Genomic DNA, 16,108 nt, shown 5'->3' with positions numbered 1-16,108 from the left:
TGACGCAAGAAGGCGGCGATTGCACGTGTGCCGCCGTCTTTGACGAATCTGGAAACCATGATGACTTCTTACGAACCGACCGATCGCACCTTTTCCGCCTCGTCGGCAGGACTGACCGCGTCCGCCTTGCTGGCCGACGAATTGCTGCTGGCCCCGGAATGGCTGCTGCTTCCCGATGGGCCGGCCCAGGGCATGGCGGTGCGGATCGCGCAGGGCGTGTTTGCCGAGATCGGCCCGGTGGAACAGCTGCGCCAGGCCCACCCGGCCTTGACGATGCACCTGCTGCCCGGCCGTCTGCTCATGCCGGGGTTTGTCGATGCCCATCATCACCTCACGCAGTCCTTCGGCAAGGCCCTGGCATTTGGCGAGCCATCAGAAATTTTCCGCCGCATCTGGGTGCCGCTGGAAGGCAGCCTGAATGAAGAAAGCCTCTACCTGTCGGCCAAGCTGGCGTCGCTGGAAGCGCTGCGCGGGGGCTTCACCACCGTGTGTGATGCCGGGACGCGGGCGCAATTGGGGCTGGAAGCCGTGGCCCGTGCTGCCAAGGACGTGGGCGTGCGCTGCGTGCTGGGACTGATCTGCAACGACGCGGGCGCCGAAGGGCAGCGCGATGCGCTGCTGCAGGCGGCCGAACGGCATATTGACGTGTGGGCGGACGACGCCCTGGTGCATCCGTCCTTGGCGATCTCGACGCCTGAAGCGGCCAGCGACGGACAACTGACGGACGTGGCGCGGCTGAGCGCCGAGCGCGGCGTCGTGTTCCAGACGCATGTGAATGAACACTTGGCGTCGGTGGAACGGTCGCTGGTGGCGCGGGGCCTGCGGCCGCTGGAACATCTGGACAGCGTGGGCGCACTGGGCCCGCAGACGCTGGTCGCGCATGCCACGCTGGTGACACCGTATGAAATGCGTCTGCTCAAGGAAACGGACACCGCCGTCAGCTACAACCCGGTCGCCAGCGTGTGGAAGGGCAATGCCGTGGCCGACGCGGTCACGATGTCCGCCATGGGCATCCGTGTCGGCCTGGGCACCGACGGCACCCGCAGTGACGGCTTTCGCCTGATGGACTCGGCAGAGACCAATCAGCGGCTGGCGTTCGGCTTGATGCGGGGCGATTCGTCGGCAGGTGGCGGGGCGCTGTGGCTGGAGCAGGCCACGGCGGGCGGCGCCGACGTTGCCGGACTCGGCCAACGCATCGGACGGATTGCCGAAGGCCTGGCGGCGGATTTCCTGCTGGTCGACATGGACGTGCCGGAGATGCTGCCTTCCTGGGACATGAGTTGGGAGCTGGTGCGGCTGGCCAACCGGGACCAGATCGACGCGGTGTTCGTCAACGGCGCGCTGCGTCTCTGGCGGGGCTGGCCGGTGGATTGGGATGCCCGCGCCTTGATGGCCGAAGTGCGGCGCATTGCCGCAACAGCGGTGGCCAAGGCGCCGATCCAGAAGATCCACCCCTTGTCAGCCGCCTACCGGGCGTCGGTGCGGCGCTAGGCCCTGCGCCTGCGATCTAAGCCGCCGCGGCGGCCTTCGCCAGCGCCGGCTTCAGCATCCACAGGTACACGATCGCGGCGCCTGCCGCGCACAGCAGCATCGTGCCTGTCATGGCAATGGCGCTTTCGCCGTCATACAGCGACGCGACCAGGCCGCTGGCCGCGGCGCCGCAGGCCATCTGGATCGCGCGCAGCACGGCCGATGCGACCCCCGCCGTACGGCCCATGGGCTGCAGCGCGCCGTGGGTCGAATTCGGCATCACGATGCCCAGCGAAAAGGTCGTGACGGCGATCAGGGGCACCAGGACGGGCACCGTCAGGCTGCCCGTCAGCGTCAGGATCACCAGCAGCAGGGGCGACGCCACCAGCAAGGCCATGGCGGTGCGAAACAGCATTTTGGGGCTCATTTCGCGCGTGGCCGCCCAGCCGTTGACCGACGAGCCCACCACCATGGCGCCCGCCGTGATCGCAAAGATCAGGCTGTAGGCGCCGGTGGACAGGCCCATATTGGCCATCAGCACGAGCGGCGACCCCGAGATATACGCGAACATGGCCGCGAACGTCAGGCCGTTGACCAGCGCAAACCCCAGAAAGACGCGGTGGCTGAGCACATTGCGGTAGTTGCGCAGGATGTCGCGCGGACGCAGGCTGCTGCGCTGGCCGGGCTTGGCGCTTTCACCGAATGACCAGAAGGCCACGACAAAGATGATCGCGCCGGCCAGGCTCAGCGCGCCGTAGATTTCGCGCCAGCCGCTCAGCGCCATGATCCCCGCGCCCAACGCCGGGGCAACGATAGGCCCGATACCCAGCACCAGGGTGACATAGGACATGCGGGCCCGCGCCTGCGCGCCGGTGAACAGATCCCGCACGATCACCACGGGCAGCATGGCGCCGGCACCGGCGCCAATGCCCTGCAGCACCCGGAAGCCCAGCAGCGACCCGATGGACGGCGCCATGGCGCAGCCCAGGCCCGCCACGGTAAACACCGCCAGACCCCACAGCAGGATGGGCCGGCGGCCATAGCGGTCGGCCAGCGGGCCCAGCACCAGCGGCGCCATGGCAAAGCCCAGCAGGAACAGGCTGAGTGTCATGGTCGCCTGGTTGGCGGTGGCGTTCAGGCTTTCCTGGACCTGGCCCAGGCCCGGCAAACCCATGTCGATGGACAGCGGGGGCAGGGCGGCCAGCGCACCCAGGAACAGGATGAACGCCGTCGTGGCCGGATTGATCGTGGCGCGGGCGGAGCGCAGGGGCGGAGTGTCTGGCATGAAGGGGTCTCAACGCGAAGGGTCGGGTTAGACCGGATGGGAGCCGGCAATAACTATGCGGTAAACTCATAGTGAGGTACCACACTATTTGTTTGCCATTATGAGGATCCATGCCAGAACCGTCAACGCCTTCCGATGTGGCTGAAGCGCTACTCGCCGTATGGCGCGTGCTGCGTCCCCGTATCGACTCCGTCATGGCGGCCCATGGCCTGTCGATGTCGCGGGGAAAACTGCTGACGGCGCTGCAGCGCGAAGGCCCCTGCCGCCCGGGTGAACTGGCAGAGTTGTTCGGGCAGTCGCCACGCACACTGACAGACGCGATCGACGGGCTGGAACGGGATGGGCTGGTGGAACGTCAGCCGCACCCGACCGACCGGCGCGCGCAACTGATCGTGATCAAGCCGGCCGGCGAAGCCGCGCTGGCTGCCGTGGCCGAACCGCGTCGGGTCGCGATGGATGCGCTGTTTTCCTGCATCGAGCCGGAAGACCGGGCGACGCTGGTGGCCATGCTGCGCACCATCGAACGTCACGGAAAGTCGACCTAGGACTCCCGCAGCGCCTGCGCCGGCCGCACGCGTGCGGCGCTCCAGCTGGGATACAGCGTGGCGACGAACGCCAGCAGCACCGCAAACCCGCCGATCAGCCCGACATCGTGCCACCGCAGTTCCGAAGGCAACTCGGTAATCAGGTAGATGCTCTGGTTCAGGAACTGCACGTTCAGCAGCCGTTCGATGAACGGAATGACCGTGTGGATGTTGAGCGCCAGCAGGGTGCCCAACAGCACGCCCGACAACGTCCCGACCAGGCCCACCACCGCGCCCTGGATCACGAAGATCTTCATGATCGATCCGGGCGTCGCGCCCAGTGTGCGCAGGATGGCGATGTCGGCCTGCTTGTCTTTCACGGTCATGACCAGCGTCGACACCAGGTTGAACGCCGCCACCGCAATGATCAGCGCCAGGATCAGGAACATCATGCGTTTTTGCGTCTTGACCGCCGCAAACCACGTGGCGTTCTGCTGGGTCCAGTTGCGCAGGTAGATGCTGGGGGGCAGGTCGGCCGCCAGTTGCCGCGCGACCTCGGGCGCCTGCAGCACGTCGCGGATCCGCAGCCGCACGCCGCTGGGGGCGGGCTGGTGGAATAGGGTCTGGGCATCCTGGATATGGATGTAGGCCAGCGACGAATCGAATTCGAAATGGCCGGCGCTGAAGATGCCGGCCACCTTCAGTTGGGTGAGCTGGGGCAGGGCGCGCGATTGCAGCGACTGGCCGTCGGTGGCCATCATGGTGACCGAGTCGCCCACCTTGACCGACAGGGCCGACGCCAGCTCGGATCCCAGGATCACATTGAATTCACCGGGTTTGAGCACGTCCAGCGTGCCTTCCTTCAGGGTGTTGACGATGTCGGTGACCTTGGGTTCTTCCGAAGGCAGGATCCCGCGCATCACGACGCCGCGCAGCGTGGTGCCGCGCGTCAGCAGCACCTGGCCGTCCAGGAAGGGGGCCGCGCCCCGGACTTCGGGATTGCGCTCGGCGTAGCGGGCCAGTTCCTGCCAGTTGGGCGACACCCCGGCGCGGTCGACGATTTCGATGTGCGCCACTACCGCCAGCATGCGGTCGCGCACCACGGTCTGGAAACCATTCATGACCGAGAGCACGGTGATCAGTGCGGCCACGCCCAGGGCGATGCCCAGCATGGACGTCAGCGCGATGAACGAGATGAAGGAATCCCGGCCGCTGCGCCGGCCTGCCCGCGTGTAGCGCAGCCCTACCGCCCATTCGTAGGGCACATTCTTCAACCAGCTCAACTCGGACTCCCGGAAAGAGGATGCAGTGTGCCACAGCGCGTCGGCGGTCCGGACGGGCGGGCTTGTCGCCGCGGCGGTGCGCCGATAGACTGGGGCCACGATCCCCGCCGCAACGACGCCGGGGCGCACCGCAGGAGACACAATGACCTTGTCCACCCCGACCTTTCCGTCGACCTCCCGTACCCCTTCCTTGCCTGGCCGCCCGGCCCTGTCCACGCTGGCCCGATGGCTCGCGGGCGCCGCTGTCGTCTGCGGGCTGCAGGCCTGCGCGCCCGGCATGACATCGGGCCAGAACAGCCTGTCGCCGGACTCGCCGCTGACGCTGGCCCGCCAGGGCAGCTTCTTCCTGGGTGGCAAAGAGGTCACGTCCGACACGCTGTCCACGCTGCCTGCCTACGCGCCGTCCGGAACGATCACGGTCGAGCAGATGTATGTCCGCTATCAGGTGCCGGTCAATCCGCGTCCCTTGTCGCTGGCGCTGGTCCACGGCTGCTGCCTGACCGGCAAGACCTGGGAATCGACGCCCGACGGGCGGATGGGCTGGGACGAATACTTCGTGCGCAGCGGCTTTCCGACGTACGTGGTCGACCAGGCCGCGCGCGGGCGATCGGCAGCCACGCCGGCCGCCATCAACGCCGTCAAGATGGGCAAGGCCCCGGCATCCAGCTTGCCGACGGTCTATTCGGTGGGCCATGCCGATGCGTGGATGGTGTTCCGTTTCGGGGCCACCTATCCGCAGGTCTTCCCGGGCCTGCTGTTCCCGCTCGAAGCCCAGAACGAATTCTGGAAGCAGATGGTGCCGGACTGGATCAACACCTTGCCCACGCCCAACCCGACCGTGCCGGCGTTGTCCGAACTGGCCAAGCGGGTCAAGAACACGGTGCTGGTCAGCCATTCGCAATCCGGCATCTATCCGTTCCAGACGGCGGCGTTGGACCGTGACGGCATCGCCGGCATCGTGTCGATCGAACCGGGTGCCTGCCCGGCGGCCAATGGCGATCTGAAACCTTATGCCGGTCTGCCCATCCTGGTGCTGTGGGGTGATTACGTCGACCTGTCGCCCCGCTGGGCGCCGCGCTTCAAGGCCTGCCGCGAGTTCATCGAAGCGGTCAACAAGGTGGGCGGCAAGGCCGAAATGATTTCCCTGCCCGACCTTGGCATCAAGGGGAATTCGCACATGCTGATGCAGGACCGGAACAGCCTGGAACTGGCAGGGTGGCTGGTCGGCTGGCTGGATCGCAACGTGCGGTAGATCCGCGCGGATCGGGAAGAGGGATGCCGCCATGAGCCTGCTGCCCCGCCGTTCTCCCCTGGCCAGCGAACATCGGGCGCTGGGCGCCCGGATGGTCGAGCATGAAGGCTGGGCCTTGCCTGGATCGTATGGACCCGACGGTCCGGGCACTGACGAACACCAGGCCGTGCGGCATACGGCCGGCATGTTCGACATCTCGCACCTGCTGGTGGTGGATGTGCAGGGGCGCGACGCACGCACCTATCTGCGCCACATTCTGGCTAATGACGTCGACGGGGTGGCCGGGGCAGGCGGGGCGCTGCTGTCCTGTCTGCTGTCGGACCAGGGCGGCATCATCGACCACCCCATGGTGTACCGGCTGGGCGCCGACGCCTGGCGGATCGTGCTGAATGCCGGGTGCGCCGACGCGGCCGTGGCCTGGATGGACCATGTCCACCAGACCGGCGGGTGGCGGCTGGCGATCCAGCCCCGCCGCGACCTGGCCATGCTGGCGCTGCAAGGCCCCCACGCCGCCGAACGGTTCTGGGTCGCGCGCCCGGGCAGCCGGCCCCTGACCGAACCCTTGCCACGCCGGCGCTTTACCGACGTGGCCGGGCTGATGGTGGCCCACACCGGCTATACCGGCGAAGGCGGCTATGAATGTTTCGGACCGATCGATACCGTGATCGAACTCTGGCGCGATCTGGTTGCGCTGGGCGTGCGGCCGTGCGGCCTGGACGCGCGTGACAGCCTGCGGATCGAAGCCGGGCTGGTGCGGTATGGCGTGGACACCGGCGCCGACGCGTCGCCCCACGAATCGGGCCTGGGCGACACCGTCTGCCGGCACGACGCGGCCCGTGACTTCATCGGGCGGCGCGCGCTCGAGGCCCGGCCCGCGCCCTGCCGGCTGGCCGGCCTGATCGTGACCGATGCCGACGCCGACGAAGGCGCCGATGCCGATCTGCCGCCTGCCCACGAACGCCCCCGCGTCCGGCTGCCCGGCATCCTGATCGCCGGCGAACCGGCCGAGGGGTATGTGACCAGCCTGATCCGGTCGCCGACCCTGGGCGTGCCGATCGCCCTGGCGCGGATCCCCACCCGCGCGGCCGAAGGCACGTTGGCCCAGGTCGAGATGGGCGGGGTCTGGCGCAACGCCCGCGTTTGCGCGCTACCATTCGTCAGACGCGGTCATGCCATTGCGCCTGCACCGCCCCCGCTCTGACCCGTGAACCGAAATTTCGAATCTGCCCTGCAAGGACCGATGATGCCTACGCCTCCCGACCGCCACTATGCCGTCACGCATGAATGGATCCGCACCGAAGACGACTTGATCGTGGTCGGCATCACCGACACGGCGCAAGACCGCCTGGGTGACCTGGTGTTCGTGGGCGACGTGAAAGTCGGCACCCGTCTGGCCGCGGGCGACCCGGCCGGCGTGGTCGAATCGGTCAAGACTGCATCGGACATCCACGCGCCTGTAACCGGAGATGTCATCGCGTTCAATGACGCCCTGTCCGACAATCCGGGGCTGCTGAACGAGTCGCCCTACGACACCTGGATCTTCAAGATGCGAGCGGAAAACCCTGACGAAAGATCAGGGTGGCTCGACGCCGCGGGGTACGAGGAACGCGCCGGCATCCGATGAGCCAACCCCCGTTGACCCAACAACAGCGCGGGTCGCGGAGGGTTTGTAACAGCCCCGAATTGCAAAAAGCCGTTCAGCCGTTAAAATGCTGCAATGCGATTCGTTCTCATCATATTCACACTGGTACTCATGCCGCTGCACCTGGCGTGGGCGTCTGCCGTGGATTGCCGGAACGCGCATGAGTCGGTCGTGACCTTTTCGCCAACGTCGGTGGCGTTCGCCACAGGCGGCATGGGCCAGCCTTCGTTTGGCCTGGGCGACTTCGGTTTGGGCGATCTGGCCAACACTTCGGCCATCGACCTGACTGCCATGGCCATGATGGCCGCCCAGTTCGACGACTGGGAATTCTTCGACGACGACACGCCCCACATCGTGGACCAGCTGTCGGCGCTCGACTTGCGTGACGTGAATGTCGATCGCCTGGCCTGCCGCGTGTATACGGACACGTCGTCCGCCAGCGCCGGTCCGGTCGACCCCCACGAGTTCGACCTGCCCATCCAGGGCGTGATCCATACCATCGTCAGCAGCCGCGTCATCGCGCCGGCTCGCCCCTCTCTCCCGTTGCCGGCCCCGGTGTTCCGCACCTATCGGCCGCCGATGGCGACGCTGTAATTTCGCTTCCCTAGTCGGGTCGGCGTATTGCCGTCCCTGCTTTTGCGCGCGACTTCCGTCGCCGTGCCTGTTCGTCCCTTGTTGATATCAATGAAACCGATCACCCTAGCATTTGCGGTGTGGCTGGGCTTCGCCGCGCCTCAGGCGATGGCGGCTCAGCCCTATACGCTCGACCAACTCGTCAGTATCGCCCTGACGTCCAACGCAGGCGTCCGTTCCACCGCCGCCGGCGTGGACGCCGCGCGGGCCGGCATCACGACCGCGGGCGCCTATCCGAATCCGGAAATCGACTACCAGACCGGCCGCGCGTCGGCGCGCCAGACCGGTGGCGCCGCGGGGTCGCTCAACACGCTGTCGGTCACGCAGCGGATCGACCTGCCCAGCCAGCGCCTGTTGCGCACCCAGATCGCCGAACGCACCCTGGACGCGACCCTTGCCGGCCGCAACGTCTTCCTGACCAACCTGATCGCCTCGGTCAAGCAGGCGTACTACGAAACGCTGCGGCGCGAAGCTGAATTCCGCGCCGCCGAAGAAGACCTGGCGCTGATGCAGCAGATCTATGACCGCGTGCAGGTGCGGGTGGACGTGGGCGATGCGCCGCGGGGCGAATCGATCCGTGCCGAAACCGAACTGCTGAACGCCCAGAAGAACAGCCAGAGCGCCCTGTTGCGGGTGAATCGGGCCAAGTCCTTCCTGCGCCAGCAGGTGGGCGGCGGGCTGCCGCTCAGCTTTGCCATCGAAGGCGGCCTGGGGCTGCGGGCGCCGCAGATTCCGCCGCTCGACACCCTGCGGGCATCGATGCTGTCGATCAATCCCGAGCTGCGTCAATTGCGTCTGGAACTGGAACGCGCCAACGTCGCTGTGGATTACGAACGGGCGCTGAACCGGCCCACGTTTGCCATCCGCGCGTCGACCGAACGTGAACCGGATGTGCAGAACACCCGGGTCGGCCTGGTGGTTAGCGTGCCGCTGTGGGACCGCCGCCAGGGTCCGATTGCCGAAGCCGCGGCGCGCCTGATCCAGGTGCGCACGATGGTCGAAGGGCGTGAATTCGCGCTGAGCCAGGAACTGGAGTCGGCCTACCAGCAGTTCCAGATCGCCGCGGCCCAGGTCGAAGCGCTGGAATCGGGCATCGTGCGCCAGGCCGAGGCCTCGCTGAGGGTGTCCGAAGCGGCGTATCGCTTCGGCGAACGCGGCATCCTGGAATACATCGACGCCCAGCGCGTGCTGCGCGTCGCGCGCACCGACCTCATTGCCGCGCGATTCGATCTGCAACTGGCCGCCATTGACATCGAGCGTCTGCTCGCCCCCACTTCCGACTCAGGTCAACCATGATGAAGCACTCCCTTTCCTTCTCCGCGTCCCTGGTCGCCCTGGCGATCGCGTTGAGCGCATGCGGCGACAAGGCGCCGGAAACCGCCGCGCCGGCTGCCCCCGCGGCAGACCCCGCCATCGTGACGGCCGACGAGGCCATGGCGTCCCGAATCAAGCTTGCGACGATCACCAAGCAGCCCTTTGGCGAAATGCTGCGCGTCAGCGGCCGCATCGACTTCGACATCGAACGCGTGGCGCGCATTGGCGCGACCGTGACCGGCCGGGTCACCGAAATCCGCGCCGAACTGGGCCAGGCCGTGAAGCCTGGCGACGTGCTGGCGCGTCTGCACAGCAGCGAACTGGGTACGGCGCAGCTGGCCTACCTGAAGTCCCGCGCCTTCAGCGAACTGCAGGCCAATAACCGCGAACGCGCGCGTCAGCTGTTTGCTGCCGACGTGATCGGCCGGGGTGAACTGCAGAAGCGCGAAAACGAATACAACGTGGCCGAGGCGGAACGACGCGCGGCGCGTGACCAGCTCAACGTGCTGGGCATGTCCGATGGCGTGATCAGCCGGCTGGGCTCCGATGGTCAGATCAGCTCGTTCTCGCCCGTGGTGTCCACCATGCGCGGTTCTGTAGTCGAGCTGAACGTGTCGATCGGGCAGGTGGTGCAACCCGCCCAGGCCCTGTTCACGGTGGCCGACCTGTCGCGGGTCTGGGCCGTGGCCGAAGTGCCTGAAGCCCAGGCCGACCTGGTCGCGCAAGGCCAGACGACCGAGATCGAAGTGCCCGCGCTGGGCAACACGAAATTCACCGGCAAGCTGATCTATGTCGGCCAGATCGTCAACCCGACGACCCGGACGGTGCTGGTGCGTACGTCGCTCGAAAACCCGGAAGGGCGCCTGAAGCCGGCCATGCTGGCCAGCATGCTGATCGCCAGCCGACCCAGCGACAAGGTCGTGGTCGCGAACTCGGCGGTGGTCCGTTCCGAAGACAAGGACATGGTGTACGTGGAAACCAAGCCCGGCACCTACCGCGCGACGGAAGTCACCCTGGGCCAGAGCTACAACGGCACGCGGGTCGTGCAGGCGGGCGTGCGGGAAGGCGACAAGGTCGTCGTCGAAGGCGCGTTCCATCTGAACAACCAGCGCACCGGCATCGTCCAGGAGTAGTCGCATGCTAGAAAAGATAATCCGCGTTGCTCTGCAACAGCGGTTGATCGTGATCGTCCTGGCGTTCATTGCGCTGGCGGTCGGCCTGGATGCGACACGCAAGCTGTCGATCGACGCCTACCCCGACGTGACCAACGTGCAGGTGCAGATCGCGACCGAAGCGCCCGGGCGATCGCCCGAAGAAGTCGAGCGCTTCGTGACCGTGCCGGTCGAAATCGCGATGACCGGCTTGCCCGGCATCGAAGAAATGCGCTCCCTGAACAAACCGGGGCTGTCGCTGATCACCCTGGTGTTCACCGACGCGACCGACGTGTACTTCGCGCGGCAATTGGTCATGGAGCGCCTGATCGAGGTCGCTTCCACCATGCCGACCGGGGTCACGCCGGTACTGGGTCCGGTGTCCACCGGCCTGGGCGAGGTATTCCAGTACACGCTGGACAAGCCCGACGACGGCGACAAGGAATTGTCGGTCGAAGAGCTGACCAAGCGTCGCATCGTGCAGGACTGGGTGGTGCGGCCCCTGTTGCGGTCGATTCCGCAGGTGGCGGAAATCAACTCGCAGGGCGGGTACGTCAAGCAGTACCAGGCGCTGATGAATCCCGACCGGATGAATCACTACGGCATCTCGATCTCGCAGGTGTACGAAGCGCTGGCCCGCAACAACGCCAACTCGGGCGGCGGCATCCTGCCGCGTTTTGCCGAGCAGTACCTGATCCGCGGCGTGGGTCTGATCGAAACGCTGGAAGACATTGGCGACATCGTGCTGGTGGAATCGGGCAGCACGCCGGTCTACATGCGCGACGTGGCCGAAATCACCATTGGCCATGAAGTCCGTTACGGCGCGGTCGTCAAGAATGGCGTGACCGAATCGGTCGGCGGCATCGTGATGATGATGCGCGGCGGCAATGCCAAGGAAGTGGTGTCCCGGGTCAAGGCGCGCGTGGCCGAGATCAACAGCCAGGGCATGTTGCCCGACGGCCTGCAGATCGTGTCCTACTACGATCGAAGCGAACTGGTCGACGCCGCCCTCTGGACGGTGACCAAGGTGCTGCTGGAAGGTATCGCGCTGGTCGTGGTCGTGCTGTTCCTCTTCCTGGGGGACTTGCGTTCGTCCGTCATCGTGATCACGACGCTGATCCTGACGCCGCTGCTCACCTTCTTTGCCATGAATCAGTTCGGCATTTCGGCCAACCTCATGTCTTTGGGCGGTCTGGCGGTCGCCATCGGCCTGATGGTGGACGGGCCGGCCGTGGTGGTCGAGAACGCCTTCGGCCACCTGGGGCGCCCGCGCGAGCCGGGGGACAGCAAGATCCGCGTGATCCTGCGCTCCGTGACGGAAGTCGCTACCCCGGTCGTGTTCGGCATCTGCGTCATCATCCTGGTGTTCCTGCCGCTGATGACGCTGCAGGGCATGGAAGGCAAGATGTTCGCGCCGCTGGCCTACACGATCGCGATCGCACTGGGCATTTCGGTGGTGCTGTCCATGACGCTCGCGCCGGTGGTCTCGTCCTATGTGCTGAAGGGCGGCGCCGAACACGACACGCGCGTCATCGCGATGATGAAAAAGCCCTACCTGCGCATGCTGGCCTGGGCGGTGCGCAACGCCAAGAAGACGGTGGTGCTGGCCGTGCTGCTGTTCCTGAGCTCGCTTGCGCTCGTGCCGATGCTGGGTACCGCCTTCATTCCCGAAATGAAGGAAGGGTCCATCGTTCCGTCGATCAACCGCGTGCCGAACATTTCGCTTGAAGAATCGATCAAGCTCGAAATGCAGGCCATGAAGCTGATCATGCAGGTGCCGGGCGTGAAGTCGGCGGTGTCAGGCGTGGGCCGCGGCGAAAGCCCGGCGGATCCGCAATCGCAGAACGAATCGACCCCGGTCGTCAGCCTGAAGCCGCGCGATGAATGGCCCGATGGCTGGACGCAGGACACCATTGCCGCCGAGATTCAGAAGGCGTTGAAGGTGATCCCGAGCGCGCAGGTCGTCATGGCTCAGCCGATTTCCGATCGGGTGGACGAAATGGTGACGGGCGTGCGATCCGACGTGGCCGTGAAGGTGTTCGGCGAAGACCTGACCCGCCTGCGGGCCAAGGCCAACGAAATCGCCAAGGTGGCGAACAGCATCAACGGCGCGCGCGACGTGCGGGTGGAACTGATCAGCGGGCAGCAATACCTGTCGATCGAAATCGACCGGCGCGCCATCGCCCGCTACGGCCTGAACGTGTCCGACGTCCATGACGTGATCGAGATCGCCATTGCAGGCAAGAACGCCACGCAGATCTTTGAAGGCGAACGCCGCTTCAACGCCACCGTGCGTCTGCCCGAATCGTTCCGCAACAACGTCTCGTCCATCCGCGACCTGCTGGTGACGACCCCGCGCGGCGTGCGGGTGCCGATGGACAGCCTGGCCAAGATCGAAGTGCTGGACGGTCCGGCGCAGATCAGCCGTGAAGGCGGCAAGCGCCGTATCGTGGTCGCCATCAACGTGGCCGACCGGGATCTGGGCGGCTTCGTCGCCGAACTGCAGCAAGCCGTGCAGACCAAGGTGCAGTTGCCGGTGGGCTACTACCTGGAATGGGGCGGCACCTTCCAGAACATGGAACGGGCGCTGGGCCACATGACGATCATCGTGCCGATCACGGTCGCCGCGATCTTCTTCCTGCTGTTCCTGCTGTTCAAGTCCGTGCGTTACGCCACGCTGATCATCACGGTGCTGCCGTTTGCATCGATCGGCGGGATCTTCGGTCTGTTCGTCACGGGTGAATACCTGTCGGTGCCGGCATCGGTCGGGTTCATCGCACTGTGGGGGATTGCCGTGTTGAACGGGGTGGTGATGGTGTCCTACATCCGCGGTCTGCGGATGGAGGGCAAGTCGCTTGATGAGTCGGTGCTGCAAGGCGCGACCATGCGATTCCGGCCGGTCATGATGACCGCCACGGTCGCCATGCTGGGCCTGATTCCTTTCCTGTTCGCAACCGGACCCGGATCGGAAGTGCAGCGTCCGCTGGCTGTGGTGGTGATCGGTGGCCTCATTACCTCGACGTTGTTGACCTTGCTGATGCTTCCGACCCTGTACAAGTGGTTCGATGAAGAAGGCAAAGAGGCTTAAGGAGCTTTCATGAAGGAAATCAAGGCAATCATTCGCCCGAACCGACTTACCGATGTCCGCGAGGCCTTGCGTCACGTGCCCGGCTTTCCCGGCATGACCGTGTCCAAGGTGGAAGGCTGCAGTTCGCCCTCCCGCAACCCGCCCACGAACCACAAGGAAGAGTTGCTGGACTACTCGCCCAAGGTGCGGGTGGAAATCGTGGCCGACGACGAACACGTGGATGCCCTGCGCGCCGCAGTCGTGCAGGCGGGCACGACACGCCATGTCGGCGACGGCATCGTGTGGGTGACGCCGGTGGAGTCGTTCGACTACCTGTGGAAGCCGGCAGGCCAGTGATCGCGGGGCGGCGTGACGGCCGCCCACGTTACTGAAACGAAAAAGGGAGACCCGCGGGTCTCCCTTTTTCATGTCTTGCTGACGCGCTTTACGTGCGCCGTCGGTACGTCACGAAGTCATACCGCAGGCCGTCTTCCTCAGGCTGCGCCTCGCGGGCGATTTCTTCCCACTGGCCTTCCGGCAGGGGCGGAAAGAAGGCGTCGCCTTCCGTCTCGACATCGACTTCGGTGGCGATCAACTGCGTCGCCCCCGGCAAGGCTTCGCCATAGATCTGCGCGCCGCCGATCACGAACGCGTGCGGCACGTCGCCGCAGGCGGCCAGTGCGTCTGCCAGGCTGGTCACGACCACCGCACCTTCGGCCACATACGCAGGGTTGCGGGTGATGACGATATTGGTGCGGCCGGGCAGGGGGCGGCCCAGCGATTCCCAGGTCTTGCGGCCCATCAGGATGGGCTGGCCCAGGGTCGTGCGTTTGAAGTGGGCGAGATCGCCGCGCAGACGCCACGGCAACTGGTTGTCGCGCCCGATCACGCGGTTGCGTGAGTAGGCGACGATAAGGGAATAGGGCAGGGCCATGAAGCGTTCCGGACGTGTCGGCAAAGGGCGAATCTAGCACGCGGTCAGCGCGCCGCTTCCCCGACCGTCGCAATGCGCAGGATATTGGTCGTGCCCGACGACGCAAACGGCAGCCCGGCGGAAATCACCACCGTCTGGCCCTGCGTCGCAAACCCTTCCCGCAAGGCAATCTCGCACGCGTAATCGGTCATCTCGCCCACCGTTGCGACTTCATGCGTCTGCACCGCGTGCACCCCCCACACCAGCGCCAGCAGGCGCGCCGTGGTCAGGTTCGGCGTCATGCCGATGATCGGCGCTTCGGCTCGCTCGCGCGACATGCGCAGCGCCGAATAGCCAGACCGCGTGTAGGCGATCGTGGTCGCCACGTGCAACAGGCTCGCCACGCCGCGTACGGCCCGGCCGATCGCATTGGCAATGTCCGCGGGCGGCGGCGTCTGCGAGGCTTCCATCACCTCGCGGTAGTGCGGGTCCGCTTCGGTCTGGACGATGATGTTGTTCATCATGGTCACGGCTTCGATCGGGAACTTGCCCGATGCCGACTCGGCCGACAGCATCACCGCATCGGCGCCGTCATAGATCGCCGTGGCCACGTCCGACGCTTCGGCCCGCGTCGGCACGGGCGCGCTCACCATCGACTCCAGCATCTGCGTCGCCACGATCACCGGCTTGCCGACGCGGCGGCAGGCGCGCACGATGCGTTTCTGGATCGCGGGCACCTGCTCGGCCGGCATTTCGACACCCAGGTCGCCGCGCGCCACCATGACGGCGTCCGTCTCGGCCACGATGGAGTCCAACTCGGCAATCGCCGCAGGTTTTTCCAGCTTGGCGACGATGCGCGCGCGGTCACCCACGATCTGCTTGATCTCGCGAATATCTTCGGCGCGCTGCACGAACGACAGCGCCACCCAGTCAACGCCCAGCTCCAGTCCGAAGGCCAGGTCGGACCGGTCCTTGGCGGTCATGGCCGACAGCGGCAGCACCACGCCCGGCACGTTCACGCCCTTGCGATCGGACAGCAATCCGCCGTTGATGACAATGGTGTCGGCAAAGTCGGGCCCGTGCCGCTGCACCCGCAGCCGGACGCGGCCATCGTCGACCAGCAGATCGGTGCCCAGCGTCAAGGCGGCAAAGATTTCCGGGTGGGGCAAGGGCGCGCGGGTGGCGTCACCGGGCCGGTCCGCATCCAGGTCCAGCCGGAAGTTCTGGCCCTCGGTCAGCACGACGGCGCCTTCGGCAAAGCGGCCCACCCGCAACTTGGGGCCCTGCAGGTCCATCAAAATGCCGATCGGACGGCCGACTTCGGCTTCCAGCGCGCGCAGCGTGGCGACACGCGCCTGGTGATCGGCCTGGGTGCCGTGGCTGAAGTTCAGGCGGAAGACATCGGCGCCGGCATGGAAGAGCCGGGCCAGGGTGGCGGCATCGCTGCTGGCCGGTCCGACGGTGGCGACGATCTTGGCGTTTCTTGTTCTGCGCATAGGGTCTCCTGACGTTCGGTAGGGGGACTGCTAGGAAAAGTATAGACGCCTCAGGTTTCACAATCTGCGACGTATCGA

14 protein-coding genes are annotated in these 16,108 nt (G+C 66.1%); 10 read left to right on the top strand and 4 right to left on the bottom strand.

What is annotated here, in order from left to right; translation table 11 throughout:
* Positions 1-60 precede the first annotated feature (60 nt).
* A complete protein-coding gene (locus HD883_RS12600; RefSeq protein ID WP_179584967.1) occupies positions 61-1,491 on the top strand; it encodes an amidohydrolase family protein in 1,431 nt (476 codons plus the stop codon).
* A 16-nt stretch (positions 1,492-1,507) separates the two neighbouring features.
* Here HD883_RS12600 and HD883_RS12595 read toward each other — a convergent pair whose 3' ends face one another.
* Complete coding sequence (locus HD883_RS12595; protein WP_179584969.1) at positions 1,508-2,755, bottom strand: multidrug effflux MFS transporter; 1,248 nt, start codon at positions 2,753-2,755, stop codon at positions 1,508-1,510.
* A 110-nt stretch (positions 2,756-2,865) separates the two neighbouring features.
* Between HD883_RS12595 and HD883_RS12590 the strand changes: the two genes are divergently transcribed.
* Positions 2,866-3,300 carry a MarR family winged helix-turn-helix transcriptional regulator gene (locus HD883_RS12590; protein ID WP_179584971.1) on the top strand — a complete coding sequence of 145 codons (435 nt, stop codon included), beginning with the start codon at positions 2,866-2,868 and terminating at the stop codon, positions 3,298-3,300.
* On the opposite strand, the gene HD883_RS12585 is transcribed toward HD883_RS12590, so the two are convergent.
* Entirely contained in the window at positions 3,297-4,562 is a 1,266-nt protein-coding gene (locus HD883_RS12585) for a lipoprotein-releasing ABC transporter permease subunit (RefSeq protein ID WP_179584973.1), read from the bottom strand. The two genes, HD883_RS12590 and HD883_RS12585, sit on opposite strands and share 4 nt — an antisense overlap.
* Before the next feature lie 142 nt (positions 4,563-4,704).
* Between HD883_RS12585 and HD883_RS12580 the strand changes: the two genes are divergently transcribed.
* From HD883_RS12580 to HD883_RS12545, 8 genes are all read left to right on the top strand, one after another.
* The gene (locus HD883_RS12580; protein ID WP_218863158.1) at positions 4,705-5,814 is read left to right on the top strand and encodes an esterase; all 1,110 of its coding nucleotides are present in this window, start codon (positions 4,705-4,707) and stop codon (positions 5,812-5,814) included.
* Positions 5,815-5,845: 31 nt separating this feature from the next.
* Entirely contained in the window at positions 5,846-7,015 is a 1,170-nt protein-coding gene (locus HD883_RS12575) for a glycine cleavage T C-terminal barrel domain-containing protein (protein ID WP_179584975.1), read from the top strand.
* Positions 7,016-7,057: 42 nt separating this feature from the next.
* Positions 7,058-7,438, top strand: coding sequence for a glycine cleavage system protein GcvH (gene gcvH, locus HD883_RS12570; RefSeq protein WP_179584977.1), 381 nt, complete (start codon positions 7,058-7,060; stop codon positions 7,436-7,438).
* A gap of 189 nt (positions 7,439-7,627) precedes the next feature.
* Positions 7,628-8,050: a hypothetical protein gene (locus HD883_RS12565; RefSeq protein ID WP_179584979.1), complete on the top strand. Its 423-nt coding sequence runs from the start codon at positions 7,628-7,630 to the stop codon at positions 8,048-8,050.
* Between the two features lie 90 nt (positions 8,051-8,140).
* Positions 8,141-9,385, top strand: a complete 1,245-nt coding sequence (locus HD883_RS12560) for a TolC family protein (RefSeq protein ID WP_179584981.1) — start codon at positions 8,141-8,143, stop codon at positions 9,383-9,385.
* The gene (locus tag HD883_RS12555; protein WP_179584983.1) at positions 9,385-10,536 is read left to right on the top strand and encodes an efflux RND transporter periplasmic adaptor subunit; all 1,152 of its coding nucleotides are present in this window, start codon (positions 9,385-9,387) and stop codon (positions 10,534-10,536) included. The genes HD883_RS12560 and HD883_RS12555 overlap by 1 nt, the downstream gene beginning before the upstream one ends.
* A gap of 4 nt (positions 10,537-10,540) precedes the next feature.
* The gene (locus tag HD883_RS12550) at positions 10,541-13,642 is read left to right on the top strand and encodes an efflux RND transporter permease subunit (protein WP_179584985.1); all 3,102 of its coding nucleotides are present in this window, start codon (positions 10,541-10,543) and stop codon (positions 13,640-13,642) included.
* Positions 13,643-13,651: 9 nt separating this feature from the next.
* Positions 13,652-13,978 carry a P-II family nitrogen regulator gene (locus tag HD883_RS12545; RefSeq protein ID WP_179584987.1) on the top strand — a complete coding sequence of 109 codons (327 nt, stop codon included), beginning with the start codon at positions 13,652-13,654 and terminating at the stop codon, positions 13,976-13,978.
* An 88-nt stretch (positions 13,979-14,066) separates the two neighbouring features.
* Here HD883_RS12545 and HD883_RS12540 read toward each other — a convergent pair whose 3' ends face one another.
* Both HD883_RS12540 and pyk read right to left on the bottom strand, forming a co-directional pair.
* Positions 14,067-14,555, bottom strand: a complete 489-nt coding sequence (locus HD883_RS12540; protein ID WP_179584989.1) for a dihydrofolate reductase — start codon at positions 14,553-14,555, stop codon at positions 14,067-14,069.
* Between the two features lie 44 nt (positions 14,556-14,599).
* Positions 14,600-16,030, bottom strand: a complete 1,431-nt coding sequence (gene pyk / locus HD883_RS12535; protein ID WP_179584991.1) for a pyruvate kinase — start codon at positions 16,028-16,030, stop codon at positions 14,600-14,602.
* Positions 16,031-16,108: the final 78 nt, after the last annotated feature.

Source organism: Pigmentiphaga litoralis (assembly GCF_013408655.1).
In the GTDB taxonomy this organism is placed as follows: Bacteria; Pseudomonadota; Gammaproteobacteria; order Burkholderiales; family Burkholderiaceae_B; genus Pigmentiphaga; species Pigmentiphaga litoralis_A.
This window is presented reverse-complemented; position numbering and strand designations above follow the sequence as displayed.

Bases quoted from the DNA above. Each gene is read 5' to 3' on its own strand.
- HD883_RS12545 (WP_179584987.1), top strand. From the start codon at position 13,652: ATGAAGGAAATCAAGGCAATCATTCGCCCGAACCGACTTACCGATGTC.
- HD883_RS12560 (WP_179584981.1), top strand. From the start codon at position 8,141: ATGAAACCGATCACCCTAGCATTTGCGGTGTGGCTGGGCTTCGCCGCG.
- HD883_RS12600 (WP_179584967.1), top strand. From the start codon at position 61: ATGACTTCTTACGAACCGACCGATCGCACCTTTTCCGCCTCGTCGGCA.
- HD883_RS12555 (WP_179584983.1), top strand. From the start codon at position 9,385: ATGAAGCACTCCCTTTCCTTCTCCGCGTCCCTGGTCGCCCTGGCGATC.
- pyk (WP_179584991.1), bottom strand. From the start codon at position 16,030: ATGCGCAGAACAAGAAACGCCAAGATCGTCGCCACCGTCGGACCGGCC.
- HD883_RS12550 (WP_179584985.1), top strand. From the start codon at position 10,541: ATGCTAGAAAAGATAATCCGCGTTGCTCTGCAACAGCGGTTGATCGTG.
- HD883_RS12580 (WP_218863158.1), top strand. From the start codon at position 4,705: ATGACCTTGTCCACCCCGACCTTTCCGTCGACCTCCCGTACCCCTTCC.
- gcvH (WP_179584977.1), top strand. From the start codon at position 7,058: ATGCCTACGCCTCCCGACCGCCACTATGCCGTCACGCATGAATGGATC.
- HD883_RS12540 (WP_179584989.1), bottom strand. From the start codon at position 14,555: ATGGCCCTGCCCTATTCCCTTATCGTCGCCTACTCACGCAACCGCGTG.
- HD883_RS12575 (WP_179584975.1), top strand. From the start codon at position 5,846: ATGAGCCTGCTGCCCCGCCGTTCTCCCCTGGCCAGCGAACATCGGGCG.
- HD883_RS12590 (WP_179584971.1), top strand. From the start codon at position 2,866: ATGCCAGAACCGTCAACGCCTTCCGATGTGGCTGAAGCGCTACTCGCC.
- HD883_RS12595 (WP_179584969.1), bottom strand. From the start codon at position 2,755: ATGCCAGACACTCCGCCCCTGCGCTCCGCCCGCGCCACGATCAATCCG.